The 19,979-nt window shown below is 70.6% G+C and carries 16 protein-coding genes, 1 tRNA gene and 1 pseudogene; 4 read left to right on the top strand and 14 right to left on the bottom strand.

The window, feature by feature from the left end; genetic code table 11:
* Positions 1-263 precede the first annotated feature (263 nt).
* The 6 genes and pseudogenes from thrB to OHB13_RS25890 form a co-directional block, all read right to left on the bottom strand.
* On the bottom strand, positions 264-1,181 hold the full coding sequence (gene thrB / locus OHB13_RS25915; RefSeq protein ID WP_266853053.1) for a homoserine kinase: 918 nt from the start codon (positions 1,179-1,181) through the stop codon (positions 264-266).
* Positions 1,182-1,580: 399 nt separating this feature from the next.
* A complete protein-coding gene (thrC, locus tag OHB13_RS25910) occupies positions 1,581-2,654 on the bottom strand; it encodes a threonine synthase (protein WP_266853055.1) in 1,074 nt (357 codons plus the stop codon).
* A 6-nt stretch (positions 2,655-2,660) separates the two neighbouring features.
* Positions 2,661-3,962: a homoserine dehydrogenase gene (locus tag OHB13_RS25905; protein WP_266853056.1), complete on the bottom strand. Its 1,302-nt coding sequence runs from the start codon at positions 3,960-3,962 to the stop codon at positions 2,661-2,663.
* A gap of 94 nt (positions 3,963-4,056) precedes the next feature.
* Positions 4,057-5,448, bottom strand: a complete 1,392-nt coding sequence (lysA, locus tag OHB13_RS25900; protein ID WP_266853058.1) for a diaminopimelate decarboxylase — start codon at positions 5,446-5,448, stop codon at positions 4,057-4,059.
* 12 nt (positions 5,449-5,460) lie between these two features.
* A complete protein-coding gene (locus OHB13_RS25895; RefSeq protein ID WP_328378666.1) occupies positions 5,461-6,390 on the bottom strand; it encodes a DALR anticodon-binding domain-containing protein in 930 nt (309 codons plus the stop codon).
* A 55-nt stretch (positions 6,391-6,445) separates the two neighbouring features.
* Positions 6,446-6,947: pseudogene (locus OHB13_RS25890) on the bottom strand (response regulator).
* 107 nt (positions 6,948-7,054) lie between these two features.
* Between OHB13_RS25890 and OHB13_RS25885 the strand changes: the two are divergent.
* Positions 7,055-7,126, top strand: a tRNA-Arg gene (locus tag OHB13_RS25885).
* A 214-nt stretch (positions 7,127-7,340) separates the two neighbouring features.
* Here OHB13_RS25885 and OHB13_RS25880 read toward each other — a convergent pair.
* The 7 genes from OHB13_RS25880 to OHB13_RS25850 form a co-directional block, all read right to left on the bottom strand.
* The gene (locus tag OHB13_RS25880; protein WP_266853062.1) at positions 7,341-8,015 is read right to left on the bottom strand and encodes a hypothetical protein; all 675 of its coding nucleotides are present in this window, start codon (positions 8,013-8,015) and stop codon (positions 7,341-7,343) included.
* 262 nt (positions 8,016-8,277) lie between these two features.
* The gene (locus OHB13_RS25875) at positions 8,278-9,486 is read right to left on the bottom strand and encodes an IS701 family transposase (protein ID WP_328378665.1); all 1,209 of its coding nucleotides are present in this window, start codon (positions 9,484-9,486) and stop codon (positions 8,278-8,280) included.
* 219 nt (positions 9,487-9,705) lie between these two features.
* Positions 9,706-11,556 carry an MFS transporter gene (locus OHB13_RS25870; RefSeq protein WP_328378664.1) on the bottom strand — a complete coding sequence of 617 codons (1,851 nt, stop codon included), beginning with the start codon at positions 11,554-11,556 and terminating at the stop codon, positions 9,706-9,708.
* A gap of 329 nt (positions 11,557-11,885) precedes the next feature.
* Positions 11,886-12,971, bottom strand: a complete 1,086-nt coding sequence (locus tag OHB13_RS25865; protein ID WP_328378663.1) for a hypothetical protein — start codon at positions 12,969-12,971, stop codon at positions 11,886-11,888.
* Positions 12,972-13,065: 94 nt separating this feature from the next.
* Entirely contained in the window at positions 13,066-13,830 is a 765-nt protein-coding gene (locus OHB13_RS25860; protein WP_328378662.1) for a VC0807 family protein, read from the bottom strand.
* 189 nt (positions 13,831-14,019) lie between these two features.
* Positions 14,020-15,156 carry a non-homologous end joining protein Ku gene (gene ku, locus OHB13_RS25855; protein WP_328378661.1) on the bottom strand — a complete coding sequence of 379 codons (1,137 nt, stop codon included), beginning with the start codon at positions 15,154-15,156 and terminating at the stop codon, positions 14,020-14,022.
* 187 nt (positions 15,157-15,343) lie between these two features.
* Positions 15,344-15,916, bottom strand: coding sequence for a TetR/AcrR family transcriptional regulator (locus OHB13_RS25850; protein ID WP_266853071.1), 573 nt, complete (start codon positions 15,914-15,916; stop codon positions 15,344-15,346).
* Between the two features lie 135 nt (positions 15,917-16,051).
* Between OHB13_RS25850 and OHB13_RS25845 the strand changes: the two genes are divergently transcribed.
* Both OHB13_RS25845 and ligD read left to right on the top strand, forming a co-directional pair.
* A complete protein-coding gene (locus OHB13_RS25845; RefSeq protein WP_328378660.1) occupies positions 16,052-17,518 on the top strand; it encodes an FAD-dependent oxidoreductase in 1,467 nt (488 codons plus the stop codon).
* 46 nt (positions 17,519-17,564) lie between these two features.
* Entirely contained in the window at positions 17,565-18,455 is an 891-nt protein-coding gene (gene ligD / locus OHB13_RS25840; protein WP_328378659.1) for a non-homologous end-joining DNA ligase, read from the top strand.
* 99 nt (positions 18,456-18,554) lie between these two features.
* Here ligD and OHB13_RS25835 read toward each other — a convergent pair whose 3' ends face one another.
* Positions 18,555-19,436, bottom strand: coding sequence for an NERD domain-containing protein (locus OHB13_RS25835; protein ID WP_328378658.1), 882 nt, complete (start codon positions 19,434-19,436; stop codon positions 18,555-18,557).
* A gap of 100 nt (positions 19,437-19,536) precedes the next feature.
* Here OHB13_RS25835 and OHB13_RS25830 point away from each other — a divergent pair, with 100 nt between their 5' ends.
* Entirely contained in the window at positions 19,537-19,848 is a 312-nt protein-coding gene (locus tag OHB13_RS25830; protein ID WP_266853078.1) for a zinc-ribbon domain-containing protein, read from the top strand.
* Positions 19,849-19,979: the final 131 nt, after the last annotated feature.

Here is a 19,979-nt window from a genome sequence, read left to right as displayed (position 1 = left end):
TCCGCCGGGGTACGGCGGAGGGCAAGACGTGCATGGGGTCCGGCAGAGGCCGGTTCCGGAGCGTGCTCGAAACTGCTCAGGCAGGCTGTCAGGCAGTTTGGGAGGCTCCCGGAAGAAAAGGCGGTCCCTGATGGGGACACTGAGCACCGCGCCGCAAAGGCGTCGAGTACTGACTTGAGGTTAACACTACCGGATCCAACAAATATTCCCCCTCTCGTTCACCGGCAACCGGACGTGCGTCCAGGCACCCAGTGGCGGGCCGCTCAGGTACCCAGTGGCAGGACGCTCGTACCGGTGGCGTCGAGAGGCAGCCGGTTGGCCGCCCACCCTTCGCCGGCCAGGCGTGCGACCTTGTCGGCCGCACTGTTCTCGACCAGCGCGAGCACTGTGGGGCCCGCGCCGGAGATCACCGCGGGGACGCCGTCCGCCCGCAGTCGGTTGACCAGGGCCACGCTCTCGGGCATCGCCGGGGAACGGTACTCCTGGTGCAGCCGGTCTTCGGTGGCGGCCAGCAGCAGCTCGGGGCGCCTGGTCAGCGCCTCCACGAGCAGGGCTGCGCGGCCAGCGTTGGCGGCCGCGTCCACATGGGGGACGGACCGCGGGAGGAGGCCACGGGCCGTCTCGGTGAGTACCGGCCTGCCGGGGACGAAAACCACCGGAACGATGGAGTCCGCCGGATCCATCCTGATGGCGCGGGCGGTTCCGCCGTCGGTCCAGGCCAGTGTGAAGCCGCCGAGGAGGCAGGCGGCGACGTTGTCGGGGTGGCCCTCGATCTCGGTGGCGAGTTCGAGCAGGGCCTCGTCGTCGAGCTTCTCGGCGCCGCCTATGGTCACGGCCCGGGCGGCGACGATACCGGCGCAGATGGCGGCGGAGGAGGAGCCGAGGCCGCGGCCGTGCGGGATGCGGTTGGCGCAGACGACTTCGAGGCCGCGCGGCTGCCCGCCGAGCAGATCGAAGGCGGTGCGCAGCGACCGTACGAGCAGATGGCTCTCGTCGCGCGGGAGCGTCTCGGCGCCCTCACCGGCGATGTCGACGTGCAGCCCGGTGTCGGCGACCCGGACGACCACGTCGTCGTACAGCCCCAGCGACAGACCGAAGGCGTCGAAGCCCGGTCCGAGGTTGGCGCTGGTGGCAGGGGTGCGCACCCGGACGGCGGCGGCACGGAACGCGGGACCGGCCATCGCTCTGACGACTCTCCTTGTGAGACTGCGAGTCTGGTTTCGACCGCGGGATTGTTACGGGGAATTCCGCTGTGCTTTCCGGGAGAACACTCCCCCGGGACCCCTGGACCGGACAACCCCGACAGGCCGAACGGGCACCTGCGGGCCATCACAGCAGCAACACCGCGGCACATGCGGCGGGGTGGGTTGCCTACAGCTTATCGAAGGAAGGTTCTGTCGCGACATAGGGCGCACAGGAGGCGCACGATGCGTGTCGCACGCTACCCATGCGCTCCGGGCCGGACCAGGCCGCCGGACGGCCCGTCCGGCGGGTGATGCGGCAGCTCAGGGGCACACCTGAAGCACACCCGAAGCACAACCGCACAGCCCGGGGCCCGGTCCGGACGGACGGGCCGGAAGCTACGGGACCAGGCCCAGCCGCTCGGCGGCCACCACGGCGTCGACCGGGACAGTGACCGGCTGCGGGGCTCCCGCGACGGCCCAGTCCGGGTCCTTGAGGCCGTTGCCGGTGACCGTGCAGACGATCCGCTGGCCGGGGTCGACCTTGCCTTCTTCAGCGGCCTTCAGCAGACCGGCGACCGAAGCGGCCGACGCGGGCTCCACGAAGACACCCTCCTGCGAGGCCAACAGCCGGTACGCGGAGAGGATCTGACGGTCGGTGACCTCGTCGATGAAGCCGCCGGACTCCTCGCGCGCGTCGAGCGCGAACTGCCAGGAGGCCGGGTTCCCGATCCGGATCGCCGTGGCGATGGTGGAGGGGTCCTTGACGATCTCGCCGCGGACGATGGGGGCGGAGCCGGAGGCCTGGAAGCCCCACATCCGGGGGGTCCGGGTGGCCATCCTGTCCGCCGCGTACTCCTTGTAACCCTTCCAGTACGCCGTGATGTTACCGGCGTTGCCGACGGGCAGTACGTGGATGTCGGGGGCGTCACCGAGCGCGTCGACGATCTCGAAGGCTCCGGTCTTCTGACCCTCGATACGGGACGGATTGACCGAATTGACCAGCGCCACCGGGTAGTTGTCCGAGAGCGAGCGGGCCAGCGTCAGGCAGTCGTCGAAGTTGCCGTCCACCTGGAGGATCTTCGCGCCGTGCACCAGCGCCTGACCCATCTTGCCGAGGGCGATCTTGCCCTGCGGCACCAGGACCGCGCAGACCATTCCGGCCCGTACGGCATAGGCGGCCGCCGAGGCCGATGTATTGCCGGTGGAGGCGCAGATGACGGCCTGCGCGCCCTGCTCCTTGGCGTGGGTGATCGCCATGGTCATGCCCCGGTCCTTGAAGGACCCCGTGGGGTTGGCGCCCTCGACCTTGAGGTGTACCTCGCAGCCGGTGCGCTCGGAAAGGACCTGCGCGGGGACGAGCGGCGTACCGCCCTCACGGAGTGTCACGACCGGTGTCGTGCTCGTGACCGGGAGACGGTCCCGGTACTCCTCGATGATGCCGCGCCACTGGTGGGTGCCCTTGGTGGTCATGGGTCCTTACTCCCCTTCAACACGCATGATGCTGGCGACACCGAGCACGGTGTCGAGCTTGCGCAGCGCCTCGACGGTCCCTGAAAGGGCGGCGTCGGGCGCGCGGTGGGTGACGACGACGAGGGATGCCTCGCCGCCTCCGTCCTGCCGGCCCTGCTGGCGTACCGTGTCGATCGATACGCCCTGCTCGGCGAAGACCGTGGCCACCTGGGCGAGAACGCCCGGTTTGTCGGCCACGTCGAGGCTGATGTGGTAGCGCGTGACGACATCGCCCATGGGACTCACGGGCAGCATCGTGTACGCCGACTCGCCGGGCCCGGTGGCCTCGTTGAGCCTGTTCCGGCAGACCGCGACCAGGTCGCCGAGGACCGCGGACGCGGTGGGTGAGCCGCCGGCGCCGGGGCCGTAGAACATCAGCTGCCCGGCGGCCTCGGCCTCGATGAACACCGCGTTGTACGCCTCGCGCACCGAGGCCAGCGGGTGGCTGAGCGGGATCATCGCGGGGTGGACACGGGCGGTGACGGACTTGCCGTCGGCGGCGCGCTCACAGATGGCGAGCAGCTTGACGGTGCAGCCCATGCGCTTGGCGGACGCGATGTCGGCCGCGGTGACCTCGGTGAGGCCCTCGCGGTGGACGTCGTCGAGCCGTACCCGCGTGTGGAAGGCGATTCCGGCGAGGATCGCGGCCTTGGCCGCCGCGTCGAACCCCTCGACGTCCGCCGTCGGGTCGGCCTCGGCATAGCCGAGCGCGGTGGCCTCGTCCAGCGCCTCCGAGTACCCGGCGCCGGTGCTGTCCATCTTGTCGAGGATGAAGTTGGTGGTGCCGTTGACGATGCCCAGGACGCGGTTCACCTTGTCGCCCGCGAGCGATTCGCGCAGCGGGCGGACGAGCGGGATCGCACCGGCCACGGCGGCCTCGTAGTAGAGGTCCCTGCCGTGTCCCTGGGCGAGCGCGTGCAGCGCGGTGCCGTCCTTGGCGAGCAGCGCCTTGTTGGCGGAGACGACGCTCGCGCCGTGCTCGAAGGCGGCGGCGATCAGCGTACGGGCGGGCTCGATGCCCCCGATGACCTCGATCACGACGTCGATGTCCCCGCGTTTGACCAGGGCCATCGCATCCGTGGTGATGAGCGAGGGGTCGATGCCCTCACGGACCTTGGAAGGGCGGCGGACGGCCACACCGGCGAGCTCGACGGGGGCGCCGATGCGCGCCGCGAGGTCGTCGGCGTGCGTCGTCATGATGCGCGCCACCTCTGAGCCGACGACTCCACAGCCCAGCAGCGCCACCTTCAGCGGACGCGTACGCATCATCCGACCTCACTTCTCATACTTCTACGTTTGGACCAGTCTCACTCACCGGACGGGGGTTTCTGTCCCCCGTCCGGATTCTGAGATGACTATTTCACTAGCCGACATCGAGGCGCAGGAGATCTTCCTCCGTCTCACGCCGGACGATCACCCGGGCCGCACCGTCCCTGACGGCGACGACGGGCGGGCGCAGGGCGTGGTTGTAGTTGCTCGCCATGGCGCGGCAGTAGGCGCCGGTGGCCGGGACGGCCAGCAGATCGCCCGGCGCGAGGTCCGCGGGCAGGAACGCGTCCTTGACCACGATGTCGCCACTCTCACAGTGCTTGCCCACGACCCGGGCGAGCATCGGCTCGGCGGTGGAGGTGCGGGAGACCAGCGCCACGCTGTACTCGGCGTCGTAGAGGGCGGTACGGATGTTGTCGGACATCCCGCCGTCGACGCTGACGTAGGTGCGCAGCCCTTCGAGCGGCTTGATGGTCCCGACCTCGTACAGCGTGAAGGCGGTGGGCCCGACGATGGCGCGCCCCGGCTCGACGGAGATACGCGGGGTGGCGAGACCGGCCGCCTCGCACTCGCGGCTGACGATCTCGCCGAGTGCCTTGGCGATCTCCTGCGGCTCGCGGGGGTCGTCCTCCGAGGTGTACGCGATGCCGAGGCCGCCGCCGAGGTCGATCTCGGGGAGCTCCACGCCGTGTTCGTCGCGCACCTCGGCGAGGAGCTGCACGACCCGGCGCGCGGAGACCTCGAAGCCCGCCATGTCGAAGATCTGCGAGCCGATGTGCGAGTGGATGCCGATGAGTTCGAGCCCGTCGAGCTTGAGCGCCCTGCGCACGGCTTCGGCGGCCTGGCCGTCGGCGAGCGCGATCCCGAACTTCTGGTCCTCGTGGGCGGTGGCGATGAACTCGTGGGTGTGCGCCTCGACGCCGACCGTCACCCGGATCTGGACCCGCTGGCGCACTCCGCGGCTCTGCGCGATGTGGGCGACCCGGACGATCTCCTGGAACGAGTCGAGCACGATACGGCCGACTCCGGCCTCGACGGCCCGCTCGATCTCATCGGCGGTCTTGTTGTTGCCGTGGAAGGCGATGCGTGCGGCGGGCATCCCCGCGGCGAGCGCGGTGGCCAGCTCGCCGCCGGAGCAGACGTCGAGGTTGAGCCCCTCCTCCTGGAGCCACTTCACGACGGCGCGCGAGAGGAAGGCCTTGCCCGCGTAGAACACGTCCGCGTCTCGCCCGAAGGCGTCGGCCCAGGCCCGGCACCTGGCCCGGAAGTCGGCCTCGTCGAGGAAGTAGGCGGGGGTGCCGAACTCCTCGGCCAGCCGGGTCACTTCGATGCCGCCGACGGTGACGACCCCGTCCGCGTTACGGCCGACCGTACGCGACCAGACCTTCTCGTCCAGGGAGTTGAGGTCATCGGCGGGGGCGGAGTAGTGGCCCTCGGTGTAGACATCGGCGTGCCGGGGTCCGGCGGGGTGTGCGGAACGGCTCATCTCTTCGCTCTTTCAGATGTGTTCGGGTGCGCTGATACCGAGCAGGGACAGGCCGCCTGCCAGCACCGTCCCGGCGGCCTCGGTGAGGGCGAGCCGGGAGCGGTGGGCGGCCGAGGGTTTCTCGTCCCCGACGGGGAGCACCCCGATGTGGAACGCCAGGAAGGCATCGGCGACCACGACGAGCTGCCGGGCGATCCGGTGCCCCGCGCCGAAGGACGCGGGTGCGGTACGGGGGGTCTCGCGGGGGCCGGGGCCGGTCGCGGACTCGACGGCCGCCGGGTAGTCGGCGAGGGCGGCGACCAGCGCGGCTGCCTCGCGGTCCCGCTCGCAGGCCGCGTCGTACTCGGTTCCGTACGCGGCACGGAAGCCGAGGTCACGGGCGTTGCGCAGCAGGGCGCGGCTGCGGGCGTGGGCGTACTGCACCCGGAACAGCGGATTGCTCTCGCGCCGCACCAGCAGCCCGGCGCCGGCGCCGCCGAAGAGGGCGCCCCAGCGGGCGGCGTCGAGGCGCGGGTGGTCGGTGGCGGTGGCGGACGTCCCGCGGGCCGGGCCGCCGGTGCCGGCCGGGGCCGTCGCAGGGTGCGGCTCCGTCCCGCTGCTGCCCGTCCCGTAGCCGGCGCCCTCCGCGAGCACCGTGCGTACGACCGTGCCGGAGCCGTCGGGCACCAGCGTGAAGTTCAGAAAGCCCGGGCCGGTGATCTCGACCCGTTCGATCCCCCGCGTACCGGCGATCCGCTGCCGCAGGGCCTCGGCCACCGCGCGGGGGGCCATCCCGGCGGGGCCGGCGAGCTGGAGCGCCGCGCTGGTCGCGTAGTCGCCGCGCCCGCCGGGCCTGGGCCGCTCGACCCTGACCCGCTCGGGAACGGGCACGGACAGGGCACCCTCGTCGACCGCGCGGCGCACGGCGCGCGCGACGGTACAGGAGAGCTCTGCGGGAGTCACAGGTCCAGCGTATGGGAGAAGGGGGGCCACTCCGCGAACCGGTTTCGCCATCCGGTCAGCCGAGGGTGCTCCCGGCCCACCCGGCGGGCCTGCTGCCGCCGGGATTGCTCCGGTCCGGCCCGCCGGCGGGTGACTGCCGGCGCATCAGCCCGCCCACCAGCCGGACCAGGTCGGCCGGCTCGAAGGGTTTGGCCAGGAAGGCGTCGACGCCGGAGGCGAGCCCGCTCTCCACCTCCTGGTGCGAACAGGCGCTGATGATCGCGAGCGGGAGCCGGCTGGTCCGCGGGTCGGCACGGAGCCGGGCGGCGGTGCGCAGACCGTCGAGACGGGGCATGACGACGTCGAGGGTGATCACATCAGGGGAGACCCGGTGGACGACTTCCAGACATTCGGCACCGTCGGCCGCGGTCACGACCTCGAAGCCCTCCAGTTCGAGATTGACCCTGATCAACTGCCGGATGACCTTGTTGTCGTCGACAACGAGCACCCTGCCGTACGTGCCTGACACACCCACGAGCGTAGAACCGCGGCCACCACCGCGTCCGGGTTTTGCCCACTTCCACCCCGTGCGGGCACCGAACGCCGGTCACCGCCCAAACCTGTTCCTGGTCACCCCCGCTGAGCTGGTAGGGTTCTACCCGTCGCCGCTCAACGCAGCGACAACGCCCCCGTAGCTCAGGGGATAGAGCATCGGCCTCCGGAGCCGGGTGCGCAGGTTCGAATCCTGCCGGGGGCACCGTGTTTCAGGTGCCAAATAGGCCCTCTGATCAGGCAATATGTCTGACCAGGGGGCCTGTGGCGTATGTGGCGGCGCTCCACCGGAACCACCCCCTGACTTCTGCCGTTCGACCCGGGCAGCCAGGGCGTTGTGCGGTGGCACCGTTGCTCACATGTGTCCGGCGGGCGCGGAGCCGGCACCGCCCGCGCCCCGGCTTCTGTGCAACAGGCGCTCACCGCACCGGCGGGCACTGCCGTCCCATGGCCGCGCAACGTGCTTCGAAGCCCGGGGGCAGCCAGTCGCCCTGGAGCAGACGGGGGTGCGCGGGAAAGGCGGCGCGTGCGGCCAGGACGAAGACCAACGAGGCCCAGAGCGTGTGCAGTTGTACGGTCATATAGCCGTTGCCGTACGTGTCCTGGAAGCTGCACTGGACGATCTCGGGCGCGATCAGCTCCACCGAGTCCAGGCCCGTCCAGCCCAGGTCCAGCGGGTTCTGCTGCTGGCCGAAGACCGCGCGGCGGTCGGTGACCGTGAGTTCGCCGGGGCCGTCCGGTATCCAGCGGGGTTGCGCGTCGGCGATCGCCCTGTTCCTGCGGGCCGCGTTGCCCACCGCCGAACCGACCATGCTGCCGATCACGAAGGAGGCGGAGCCGAACGCGACCGTGCTGCTGTTCACGTACGAACCGTTGCCCAGGGCCCGCCAGGTCGAGCGGGCGGCCGGGCCGACCGCCAGGGACAGTTCGCCCTGGTGGAGCCGCGCCCTCGTGGGAATCGGCGCCCGCCCGCCGATACGGCCCGCTCCGAGGTCGTGCACCAGGCCGCAGGTGTACAGCAGGTGGTCGTCCAGCACGTTCCAGCCGTGCTGCTCCGTGATGTCCGGGCCTTCCCCGCGCCACTTGGATCCCATGGTTTCCCCCGATCTCCCGTTCCCGGCCCCCCCTTTCCGGCCGGTGACTGACATCGTAGAGATCGTTCCGTGGCCGCCGCCCCATGTTTCGCCGGGGACCCGGCCGGCAAGCCGGGTCCCCGACCTCACAGGGCAATACACCTAGTAGGGCTTTGTTAGGTGGTGTCGTAGGTCTGCCATGGGGTGGGTTGTCGGCAGGTGGGGCAGGTTCCGGTCCAGGTGGCTAACAGGTGTTGGAGGAGTGCCAGGGCCTGGTAGAGGGTCAGGCCCTGGCAGGGGCTTTTGGGGAGGACCGCTGTTCGGTCAGGAAGAGGTGGGCGGCGGTGACGAGGGTGACGTGGCGGTGCCAGCCGGTGAATGAGCGGCCCTCGAAATGGTCGAGTCCGAGCGTCGTTTTCAGCTCGCGGTAGTCGTGTTCGATGTGCCACCGTAGTTTCGCGAGGCGGACGAGGTCCCGGGCCGGAATGTCGGCCGGAAGGTTGGAAATCCAGTACTTGACCGGCTCGTTCTCCCCTTCGGGCCACTGCGCGATCAACCACCGAAGAGCGATGGCACCGTCCGGGGCGGGTTTCGGGCGGCGGCCGGCTAGGCGGACGCGCAGGAACACGAAGCGGGCGGACATGGCTGCTTTGGAGCCCTTGCGCCAGGTGACCGTGACCGCTCGTGCACGTCCGGCGGCCAGGACGTGTTCGCGCAGGCTGATGGGCCGGGTCCGGTAGCGGGGCAGCGGACGCGGTCCGAGCCCGCCGTAGGGCGGCTGGTGTGGCACGGCCGATTCGGTATGGGCGGTCATCTCGCCCTTGACCTGCAGGGCGTAGGCGAGGCCGCGGTCCTCCAGGCCGTGGCGGAAGTCGGCGTTCGCTCCGTAGCCGGCGTCCGCGACCAGCACCGCGGGCCGCAACCCCAAGGCCGCCAGTTCGTCGAGCATGTCCAGCGCGAGCCGCCACTTCGGCCGGTGCTGTTGCTCATCAGGAATGCGGCAGCGGGCCCGACGGCCGGCAGCTTCGGCCCCGTCCCAGCTGCCGGGCAGGAACAGACGCCAGGACAGTGGGCACGACGCGGTGTCGGACGCGGCGTGGACGCTGACCCCGATCTGGCAGTTCCCGACCTTGCCCAGGGTGCCGGAGTACTGCCTGGCTACCCCGGGCGAGGACGTCCCGTCCTTCGGGAACCCGGTGTCGTCCACCACCCACACCTGCGGACGCACCACCGCCACCGCCCGGCGGGCCAATCCGGCACGAACCGTGTCCACCGGCCAGGTCGACGACGTCATGAACTGCTGCAACTGCTGATGGTCCACCCCGAGTCGCCCGGCCATCGGCTGCATCGACTTCCGACGCCCGTCCAGCAACAGACCCCGCAGATACAGCCCGCCCTTCACCCGCTGATCAGCACGCGCCAAAGGCGCGAACACCTCCCCAGCGAACTCCTCCAACCGGCCCCGGCACGCTGCGAGTTCATTCGCCCTCATACCAGCAGGAAACCACCAACGCGCCCACTTGCCTAGAGACGTAACAAAGCCCTACTAGGGGCTGTCCGGCGGATCTTCGTGGATCAGGCCGCGGCGTCTGGTGCCGTGCATCGCAAGGCGGAGAATCATCCGCGTACTGGACGTACTCGGGTGATTCCGACAACACGGCGAGGTGCGGTACCAGGCGTCGCGGGCCCGCGAAGATCCGCCGGACAGCCCCTAGGCGCGCGGTGGGCCGCCGCGCCCCGCCGAGGTCGCCCCGCGCCCGGGATCTGCCGACCGGGTGCCCTCACCGTCCGGTACGACCGGCTCGCTCAGGCCCAGGCCTGCGCCTCCGGAGACACCGGCCATCTCGGAGCCCAGCGACTCCGGCGACAGCACCCGGTGCTTGCGGCCCACCCTGCCCGTCAGCAGCGAGGAGAGCGCGGCCACCAGGCAGGCCGCCACCGCGAACCAGAAGGCGATGACCAGCCCCTGGTGGAAGGGGCCGGAGATCAGATGCGGGAAGAACTCCTTACTGGTGAGGTGCTTGCCGCCGTCCGGCAGCTTGGTCAGATGGTCCCCGAGGAGCTGCTGAAGGGGGTTGTAGCCGAGGAAGGCCGCGAAGAGCACGGCGATCGGCGGGAGTTGGGACACCTGCGTGGCCTCGGCGCCGGGCACGCCCTGCGACACCAGACCGTCGTGCATCGCGCTCGGCAGGCTGTGCGAGAGGCCCGCGATCATCAGGCTGAAGAAGATGCCGATCGACAGGACCATCGCGGAGTTCTGGAAGGTCGCGGTCATCCCGGATCCGGCGCCGCGCGACTCGGCGGGGACGGCGTTCATGATCTCGGCCCGGTTCGGTGAGGCGAAGAGGCCGGAGCCCACGCCGTTGACCACCAGCAGCAGCGCGAAGATCCAGTAGTGGAAGTCGGTGGGCAGCGTCATCAGCGCCAGGAAGCTCACCGCGGTGAGCAGCGCGCCGCCGACCGTGAAGGGCCGCGCCCCGAGCCGGTCCGAGAGCCAGCCCGAGAGCGGGGCCGAGAGCAGGAAGCCGACGGTCAGCGGGATCATGTAGATACCCGCCCAGAGCGGGGTCTTCTCGAAGCTGTAGCCGTGCAGGGGCAGCCAGATCCCCTGGAGCCAGATGATCAGCATGAACTGGAGGCCGCCGCGCCCCAGCGCGGTCAGCAGGCTGGCGATGTTGCCCGCGGTGAAGGCCCGCAGCCGGAAGAGCGAGAGCCGGAAGAGCGGCTCGGCCACCTGTGTCTCGATCCAGACGAACGCCCCCAGCACGACCACCCCGCCGATCAGCGCGGCCAGCACCCACGGGTTGAGCCAGCCCATGGTGCTGCCGCCGTAGGGCTGGATGCCGTACGTGATGCCGACCAGTACCGAGATCAGCCCGACGGCGAACGTGACATTGCCCCACCAGTCCATCCGCGCCTTGGCCCGCACCCCGGTGTCGTGGAGCTTCAGATAGGCCCAGATGGTGCCGAAAACGCCGAACGGCACCGACACAAGGAAGATCATCTTCCAGTTCACCGGGGCCAGCACACCGCCCAGGATCAGCCCGAGGAACGAACCGGCGATGGCGGCGATGGAGTTGATGCCCAGCGCCGTACCGCGCTGGTTCGCCGGGAACGCGTCGGTGAGGATCGCCGTGGAGTTGGCGAAGAGCAGCGCACCGCCGACCCCCTGCGCGATGCGCCAGCCGATGAGCCAGAGCGCGCCCGCGCTGCCGTCCATCCAGGTGACCGAGAGCATGACCGAGCAGAGCGTGAAGGCGGCGAAGCCGAGGTTGTACATACGGACCCGGCCGAACATGTCGCCGAGCCTGCCGAAGGTGACCACCAGCACCGCGGTGACCACCATGAAGCCCATCAGCATCCAGAGCAGATAGCTGGTGTTCGCGGAGTCCAGCGGGTCAAGATGAATGCCGCGGAAGATGTCCGGAAGCGCGATCAGCACGATCGACTGATTGATCATCACCATCAGCACGCCGAGCGTGGTGTTCGACAGCGCGATCCACTTGTAGTGCTCCCCCGGTCCGGCCGGGGGCGACGACTCTGCGGGTATTCGACCGGTCATGCCCACGATGCACGTTCCCCTCTGCGCGCGCCCCTGCCCGCCGACACCGGTGGACACGGGTCGTTAGTTGACGCAAGCAATCTAACTCTTGTAGGTGGCATCCACATTTCGTGGCGGCGGGAAGATCCGCTCGCAGGCCGGGGCGGTGCGCCCCCCTTACCCCTCGCGCCCCAGAGGCCACGAGCAGCGATGCGCGGGCGCGCAGTCCGGAACCTTCAGCAAAGATGCACGTCAGGCGGTGCGCGACCCGGCGCTCCATGGATTCGGCGGGGGCGCGGGCGCAGGGCGCACGACCTTGCCATGGATCGTACGCATATTCGATTTATGACTCAGGTCACAGATCTGCCATAGCGGGCGGCCATCGCATGGAAGACCTCCTTGGGCTCCCAGCCGAGTCCGGCGTACGGCGAGTCCGGAGCCCCCGCAGCCGAACCCCCCGGAGCGGTACCCCTGGCAGCTGAACCGCCGAGCACCGGTGCATCCAGCATCTTCACCACGCCGTACGCGGCCATGTCCAGGTCATGGCGGGGGTCGTCGGGGCGGTGCGGTGCTCCGTAACCGGCGAAGCTGAACCAGAACGCCGCGTCGAAGCCCTCCTCTTCGAACACCGTGAGCAACTCGTCGAAGTAGCGGACCTGTTCCCCCTCGTCCCGGGTGTACTCGCCGTCGAGCGCGGGGGGTTGCGCCTGCTCGTCGACGATCGTCCAGCCGGTGCCGCCCCGCAGGCCCGCGCCCCGGTAGGTGCAGCAGCCGAACTCCGTTGCCACCACGGGCTTTCCGTGTGCCAAGTGCCCGCGGACCTCTTCCCGGAAGTGCTGCTCGTTGTGCGCGGCGCGGTAGGCGTCCACGCCCACGATGTCGAAGGGCGTCCAGTCGATCCGCTCCCAGGGGCCCGACGCATAACTCAGCCGGCCGCCGAAACGCGGCCGTACGGCTTCGGCCGTCTCCCGGAGGAACCCTCCGAGCTTCTCCATCGCCTCCGTGTACAGCGCGCGCCGGTCCCCTCCGGCGGCTCCCTTGAGCACCGCCATCCGCTCGAACAGGGTCGCCCCCGCGAAGAATCCGTGGTTGAAGAGGGTGATCTCGCAGCCGGTGACATAGACGGTTTCGGCACCGGTACGCCGTACCGCTTCCGCCCGGTCCGCGCAGTCGAGCAGGACGTCGTGCAGTGCGTCGGGCCGCAGACCGCAGGGGAAGGGTGCGAACCAGACCTCCAGACCGGCGGCGGCCGCGGCCTCCGCGGCGGTCGACAGCCGGTCCGGGTCGCCGCCCGAGACCCGGACCGCGTCGCAGTGCAGCTCGTCGGCGATGATCCGCATCTCGCGGCGGACGACGCCGGGGTCGAAGTCCTGACGTGAGATCTCCTCGCCGATCGGGGTGAATCCGGTGTCGTAGTTGATGCCGTGGCGTCGCATGGGGCTGCTCTCTCCGTCTCGGGGTCCGGTCTTCCAGCCGTGGGGTGGTGGGTGGCACCGCGTCTCGCTGCCTTGCCGTCTCGCCGTTCCGGCGTCAGGCCGCCTGCCCGGTGCCGGTGGCCGTGTTGATGCCCGTGGCGCCGGTGGAAGTGGGGTGCGCCTGCGCGGCAGCGCCGGTGGAAGTGGGGCGGGCCTGCGCGGCGGCGTCCGCTGTACGGGCGGCCACGTCCGCCGCCACCAGCTTCTCCATCGGACCCGCCGCGAGTCCGCCGCCCACCAGCATGGCCAGGACCACGAAGCAGCCCATGATCACGTTGCCGAGCCAGACCATCGTGTCGACCGGCAGGGAGTACACGGCGATCACCCGGACCACGCACTCGGCGAGCAGGGCGACCCCCCAGACCAGTGAGAACAGCGACTCCAGGCGGCGGAAGGGCCGGGATTCCACCGAAAGCCGTTCCCACGACGCGGCCTTGTCCTGGCTGCTCTTGACGAGCCAGGGCTTCAGGCCGGCGGACATCAGCGGCCTTCCGATCAGGACGGAGATCAGCACACCGATGCCGACCGCGCTGCTGCCCGCGCTGTCCTTGACGAGCATCAGCCGCGGGTCACCGGTGAGCGTGGTGAGCGACAGGCCGACGACGTTGACGAAGAGGATCAGGGCGGCGAGACCGTTGACCCGGCGCTCCTTGACGATGCCCCACACCGTACGCACGGCGGGCAGGGCGCTGCTCCAGGCGAGGGCGGCGACCGTGCCCATGCCCTCGTGCTTGAGGAGGTAGTAGGCACCCATCGGGATGACGATGTCCACGACCAGCGGACTCATGCTCTTCTTCGGGTTCTCCGTCGCGTTTTCCATGCGTACAGCTTCGCGAGCGGAGGGGGGTCCCCGGCAGATGCAGCTGTCCTCAACCCGGCAGGACATTTGTCAGTGCCGCGTCCGTGATTCGTCAGTGCTTCGCCAGTGCCTCGTCAGTACTTCGTCAGTGCCGGAGCATGACCCGGGACGGGCAACCAGCCCTGGCGCAGGGCCGGGTGACGCCGCGTGTCACGCCGATGCGCGCTTCTTCCCGCGCGTCCCTGAAGCCCCGCTGCCCGCCGCCGTCTTCTTGGAGCTGCTGCTCCTGGCCGACGTCCCGCCGGCTGAACTCTTCTTGGCTGTCGTCTTCTTCGCAGCGGTCTTCTTCGCGGTGGTTCTCTTCGCCGCGGCCTTCTTCGGGGCCGCCCGTCCCGAAGTGGCCTTCTTCTGGGCGGACTTGGGCTTGTCGGTCCCGGCCTTGGTGTGCGCTCCCCCGCCCCCGCCCTTCGCGTCCGCCTTCCGCCTGCCGCCCGGCCGCAGCTCCCGGACCTCGGCGTCCTCCCCGTCCCCGGTTCCTGCTGCCCCTTCCCCTTCTTCGCCCTCTTCGCCGCGCGTGGACTTGGCTGCCCGCACGCTCTTCTCCAGCGCCGACATCAAATCGATGACCTTGCCCGCACCGGCGTCCGCCGCGGGCTGGGCGGGGGTCTCCTCGCCGGATGTCTTCGCGGCGATCAGTTCCTCGACCGCCTCCCGGTAGTCGTCGTGCAGCGAGTCCATCTCGACCTCGCCCAGGGTGTCCATCAGGGTGTCGGCCAGGTCGAGTTCGGCGTCGCGCACCGTGACGGAGGTTTCCGGGGCGGCCCCTTCGTACGACCTGATCTCGTCCGGCCAGAGCAGGCCGTGCATCGCGATGGCGTCGCCGACGACCCGCAGCATCCCCAGCCGCTCCCGCCCGCGCAGTGCGAACTTGGCGATGGCGACCCGGCGGCTGCGCTTGAGCGCCTCGCGCAGCAGGGTGTACGGCTTCGCGGCCGTGGGCCCGCCGGCGACCAGGTAGTAGGCCGCGCCCATCTGCAACGGGTCGATCGAGTCCAGCGGCACGAACGCCACGATGTCGATCGTCTTCGCGGTCGGCAGCGGCAGCGCGGCCAGGTCCTCATCGGTGATCGGGATCATGGAGCCGTCGTCCGCCTCGTACGCCTTGCCGATCTCGTCGGCGGTCAGCTCCTCGCCGTCCAGCTCGCAGACCTTCCGGTAGCGGATGCGGCCGCCGTCGGCGGTGTGGATCTGCCGGAAGGAGACCGAGTGGTTCTCGGTGGCGTTCACCAGTTTGATCGGGATGCTGACGAGGCCGAAGGAGATGGCCCCGTTCCAGATGGATCGCACGATGGCTCCTGTCCGTCAGTACGGCACTGTCCTGCCCTGACCAGTCTCCCGACAGTGCGGCTTCTCTGCCACCGGCTCACTGCGGGGCTACTCCATGGGGGCGCGCGCCGGGCCTGACCGGCCCTGGGTCTTCCGTCCGGATCCGGCCTGATCCGGACGGAAGACCCCCTGATCCAAAACGCAGACCCTACGGGTGCTCGGACGTCAGGTAGCGGTGGACCGTCGGGGCGAGCCAGTCGACGATCTCGTCACGGGACATCGCCACCGCGGGCTCGATGCGCAGGACATACCGGGCGAGTGCCATGCCAAGGATCTGCGAGGTGACGAGCGCGGCACGGCGAGGGGCGTCGGCGGGGTCGGGGCAGACAGCGGCAGCCACCGGTCCGACCTGCCCGGCGAAGATGGCCCGCATCCGCTCGGCCCCCGCCTCATTGGTGACGCCGACCCTGAGCAGGCCCGTCAGCACCTCGTCCTGGTCCCAGCGGTCCAGGAAATGCCGGACGAGGACCGCGCCGATGTGCCCGTCCGGCAGTGCGGCCAGGGCGGGCAGCCGCAGATCGATCGTGCACGCCGCGGCGAACAGCCCCTCCTTGGAGCCGTAGTAGCGCATCACCATCGAGGGGTCGATGCCCGCGTCACGGGCGATGGCCCTGATCGTGGCGCGTTCGTATCCGTCGGCGGCGAACCGCTCCCGGGCGGCTTCGAGGATCGCCGCCTTGGTGGTGGCGGCAGATCGGCGCGGGACGGAGGAGTCAGACATGCCAACGAGCGTAGGCCAACAGGCGTTGACATGCCATCCCGGCCCGCTCTAACCTTGCCAACAAGCGTTGGCCCACAAGCGTTGGCCCACAGGCGTTGGCCAGCAAAGGTCGGCATGTGCCATTCGGAGGCCGCCATGACGGACACGCACAGCACCGGAGCGAACTGCACGGACACCACCGACGTACTGATCGTGGGCGCCGGCCCCACCGGACTGCTCCTGGCGGGCGACCTCGCAGCCCAGCAGCTGTCGGTCACCGTCATCGAGCGGCGCCCGCCCGGGACGGGCAATCCGACGCGCGCCTTCGCCGTCCACGCCCGCACCCTTGAGCTGCTCGACGCACGCGGTCTCGCCGATGCCCTGATCAGGACCGGCACCCGCATGGAACGGATGCGCCTCTTCGGCCGCGCCTCGCTCGACCTCACCCGGCTGCGGACGCGTTTCCCCTTCCTCCTGATCACCCCGCAGTACGAGGTCGAACACCTGCTGAAGGCCCGCGCGCTCAAGGCCGGCGTGGACTTCCGCTACGGAACGGAGCTGATCGGCCTCAGCCAGTCCCCCGCCTCTGACACCGTGACCGCCGACCTGCGCGGCGCCGACGGGACCCGCTCCACCGTCGAGGCCCGGTATCTCACCGGAACGGACGGGGTGCACAGCGCGGTCCGCCGGTCCCTCGGGCTGCCGTTCCCCGGCGAGTCCGTGATCAGGTCCATGGTCCTGGCCGATGTCCGGCTCACCGGGACACCCCCCGAACTGCTCACGGTGAACGGTGTGGGCGACGCCTTCGCCTTCATCGCCCCGTTCGGCGACGGCTGGTACCGCGTCATGGGCTGGCACCGCACCCGGCAGGCCGACGACAACGATCCCGTGGAGCTCGACGAGTTGCGCGAGATCGCCCGCCTCGCGCTCGGCACCGACTACGGGATGCACGACGCCCGCTGGCTTTCACGCTTCCACAGCGACGAGCGCCAGGTGCCGGCCTACCGCACCGGCCGGGTCTTCCTCGCGGGCGACGCCGCCCATGTCCACTCCCCGGCGGGCGGCCAGGGCATGAACACCGGCCTCCAGGACGCGGCGAACCTCTCCTGGAAGCTCGCGGCCGTCCTGCGCGGGCAGTCCGCGGACCCCGAGAAGCTTCTGGACAGCTACCACGCGGAGAGGCACCCGGTCGGGTCGCAGGTGCTGCGCGCCAGCGGAGCGATCATCCGTCTCGCCATGGCCGGGACGCCGTGGCAGCGGACGGTGCGCGCCGCCGTCGCCCACCTGCTCTCCGCCGTACGGCCGGCCTCGGACAAGGCCATCGGAAGGATCTCCGGCATCGGCATCTCGTACCCCGCCCCCAAGGGCAGCCACCCTCTGACGGGCACCCGGGCACCGGCCCTGCGCCTCGCCGAGGGGCACCTGCTGGAGTTGTTACGGGACGGAGCCTTCGTCCTGATCACGCCCCCGAACACCCCCGGACACACCGGGCCGGTCCCGCTCGTCCACGCGCACTGGACGGACGACCGCGCCACCACCCTGCTCGTCCGCCCCGACGGATACATCGCCTGGGCGGGTACGCGCCCCGCCCCGCAGACCCTGGACGCGGCACTGGGCCGATGACCGGTCGCCGATACTCACTCTCCGCATTTCGTGGGATTCTCGACATATGTCCCCGATCACCGAGGTGGAGGGGCGGCGCCTGGCACTCACTCACCTCGACAAGGTCCTCTATCCGGCCACGGGCACCACGAAGGGCGAGGTCCTGCACTACTGCGCCAGCACGGCGGGGGCGCTCCTCGCCCATCTGCACGGCCGCCCGGTCTCCTTCCTGCGGTACCCGGACGGCCCCGGCGGCCAGCTGTTCTTCACCAAGAACGTGCCGCCGGGCACCCCTTCCTGGGTCCATACGGCGGAGGTGCCGCGCTCCAGGAGCAGGGACGCGCGCCAGGTGCTGGTGCAGGACCTGGCGAGCCTGATGTGGGCGGCCAATCTGGTGGTCGAGTTCCACACACCGCAGTGGCAGGCCGACGCACCGGCCCTCGCCGACCGGCTTGTCCTCGATCTGGACCCCGGGGCCCCGGCCACCGCCGTCGAGTGCTGCACGGTGGCGCTGTGGCTGCGTGAGCGGCTGTCGGCGGACGGGCTGACCGCGTACGCGAAGACCTCGGGCTCCAAGGGGCTCCATCTGCTGACGCCGCTGGAGCCGACGCCTTCGGACGACGTGTCGGCGTACGCCAGGACGCTCGCGGTCGAGGCCGAGGCCGCCCTGCCCGATCTGGCCCTGCACCGGATGAAGCGGGCGCTGCGGCCGGGCAAGGTCTTCGTGGACCACAGCCAGAACGCGGCGGCGAAGACCACGGCGGCGCCCTACACCGTGCGCGCACGGACCGAACCGACCGTCTCCACGCCGGTGACCTGGGAGGAGATCGAGGGGTGCGCGGCCCCCGCCGACCTGGACTTCAGGATCGACGACATCGGCCCCCGGCTCCGGCGGTACGGCGATCTGCTGGGCCCGCTGATCAACCTCAACCGGGCCAGGCCACTGCCCCGCACCTGACCCGGCAGCCCGGCAGCCCGGCAGCCCGGCAGTCCGGCAGCCCGGCAGTCCGGCAACCCCGCACCCCCGGCCCGCAATTCGCAGCCCGCGCCCGCCCGGTCACACCCGCAGCCAGGTCCTCCGGTCGCGGGCCGTCGCGTACAGCGACTCGATGTCGGCCGGCTTCAGTACACCGCCGAGCCCGGCCAGCGCGCCCACCTCACCGTCCCGCAGCAGCCGTACGCCCACCTGCCCGCCGTCCCGCAGCAGCCACTCCTCACCCGGCCGGGCCCCGGAGGCGCCGGGGCCGCCGCGTTCCCCGGCGCCCCGCGCCGCCGTTTCCACCCGTGCCGCGCCGACGATCCCGAGCACCGGACGTACCGCCGTGGCCAGGGCCAGCGCCGCGCGCTCCGCCTCGTGGCGGGCCCAGCGCAGCTGTGGTTCCGGCTGTCCGCGCCCGGCCGCGACCAGCGGATCCGCGATCCGGACCGTCCGCTTCCTGGCGTACAGCGTCCGCACGGACAGCACCCCGGCCGGGCCGATCAGGAGATGGCCGATATGCCCGCCGCCGGGCAGCGGCACCGAGTGCAGCACCCGCCACCCCGCGCCCTCCAGCGTGTCCAGCTCGGCCCCCAGCGCCTCCTGGGCGGTGAGCGCGTCGAGCGCGGCGCGCCGGGGAGCCGGCCGGAAACGGGAGACGGCGATCCCCGCCAGGGCGGCGTGCAGCGCCTCGCCGGGCCGGTTGGGTGCGAGGTCGTCGTCGGGGTGCAGGGTGAGCAGCGCGAGTTCCGCCGGGGTGGGGACCGGCGGCGGGCCCACCTCGGGGTCCCCGCTCAGATAGGGCGCGAGGGCGTCGAGCACCTCGGCCCTGTACTCGTCCAGCACCAGGCTGACCTGGCCCGATTCCCGGTCGTACCAGGCAGCGGCCGGGCCTCCCGGCAGCGTGACGTACAGCCGCGTCCGGCCCTGGTACCGCCCCGGTGTCACCTTGAGTTCCGCCATGCCGCATCACCCCACCCCGACCATGGGAACAGCCCGGGCGCCGCAGGGGCAAGAACCCGGTTACGGTGTACCGCGATTACCGACCAGGAGGGGACCCATCATGATCATTTTTGGCAGCAGAGGCTATCTCTACCAACTGGCCATACTGACGCTGGTGTGCGGACAGTGCGGGAACCCGTCCGCGCACACACTCCGTAAGCGCGTCACCAAGTTCACGCTGTTCTTCGTGCCGCTCTTCCCGTTCTCCACCAAGTACGCGACGCAGTGCACCTTCTGCGGTGTCGAGAACCGGGCGACCAAGGAGCAGGCCGAGCAGCTTCTCGCACAGAGCGCAGGCCAGCCGCAGGGCCCGCAGCAGGGATACGGCCCGCCCACGCCGCAGCAGCAGGGACAGAACCCGTACCAGCGGTGAGCCGCGCCGCCGCCCGGCGCGGGTCCGGGCGGCCCTGACACAGCGTCACACCTGCGCCGTCCCGCAGCTGTCCGGTCACCGCCCCCGCCGCGCGCGGCACCGGCTCCCCATCGGCGCACGGTGACATTAAC

The sequence above is a fragment of the Streptomyces sp. NBC_00440 genome (genome assembly GCF_036014215.1).
Taxonomy (GTDB): Bacteria; Actinomycetota; Actinomycetes; order Streptomycetales; family Streptomycetaceae; genus Streptomyces.
Note: the sequence above shows the minus strand (reverse complement) of the source record. Positions and strands in the feature narration are given on the sequence as shown.

Bases quoted from the DNA above. Each gene is read 5' to 3' on its own strand.
- thrB (WP_266853053.1), bottom strand. From the start codon at position 1,181: ATGGCCGGTCCCGCGTTCCGTGCCGCCGCCGTCCGGGTGCGCACCCCT.
- thrC (WP_266853055.1), bottom strand. From the start codon at position 2,654: ATGACCACCAAGGGCACCCACCAGTGGCGCGGCATCATCGAGGAGTAC.
- OHB13_RS25905 (WP_266853056.1), bottom strand. From the start codon at position 3,962: ATGATGCGTACGCGTCCGCTGAAGGTGGCGCTGCTGGGCTGTGGAGTC.
- lysA (WP_266853058.1), bottom strand. From the start codon at position 5,448: ATGAGCCGTTCCGCACACCCCGCCGGACCCCGGCACGCCGATGTCTAC.
- OHB13_RS25880 (WP_266853062.1), bottom strand. From the start codon at position 8,015: ATGGGATCCAAGTGGCGCGGGGAAGGCCCGGACATCACGGAGCAGCAC.
- OHB13_RS25875 (WP_328378665.1), bottom strand. From the start codon at position 9,486: ATGAGGGCGAATGAACTCGCAGCGTGCCGGGGCCGGTTGGAGGAGTTC.
- OHB13_RS25870 (WP_328378664.1), bottom strand. From the start codon at position 11,556: ATGACCGGTCGAATACCCGCAGAGTCGTCGCCCCCGGCCGGACCGGGG.
- OHB13_RS25865 (WP_328378663.1), bottom strand. From the start codon at position 12,971: ATGCGACGCCACGGCATCAACTACGACACCGGATTCACCCCGATCGGC.
- OHB13_RS25860 (WP_328378662.1), bottom strand. From the start codon at position 13,830: ATGGAAAACGCGACGGAGAACCCGAAGAAGAGCATGAGTCCGCTGGTC.
- OHB13_RS25850 (WP_266853071.1), bottom strand. From the start codon at position 15,916: ATGTCTGACTCCTCCGTCCCGCGCCGATCTGCCGCCACCACCAAGGCG.
- OHB13_RS25845 (WP_328378660.1), top strand. From the start codon at position 16,052: ATGACGGACACGCACAGCACCGGAGCGAACTGCACGGACACCACCGAC.
- ligD (WP_328378659.1), top strand. From the start codon at position 17,565: ATGTCCCCGATCACCGAGGTGGAGGGGCGGCGCCTGGCACTCACTCAC.
- OHB13_RS25835 (WP_328378658.1), bottom strand. From the start codon at position 19,436: ATGGCGGAACTCAAGGTGACACCGGGGCGGTACCAGGGCCGGACGCGG.
- OHB13_RS25830 (WP_266853078.1), top strand. From the start codon at position 19,537: ATGATCATTTTTGGCAGCAGAGGCTATCTCTACCAACTGGCCATACTG.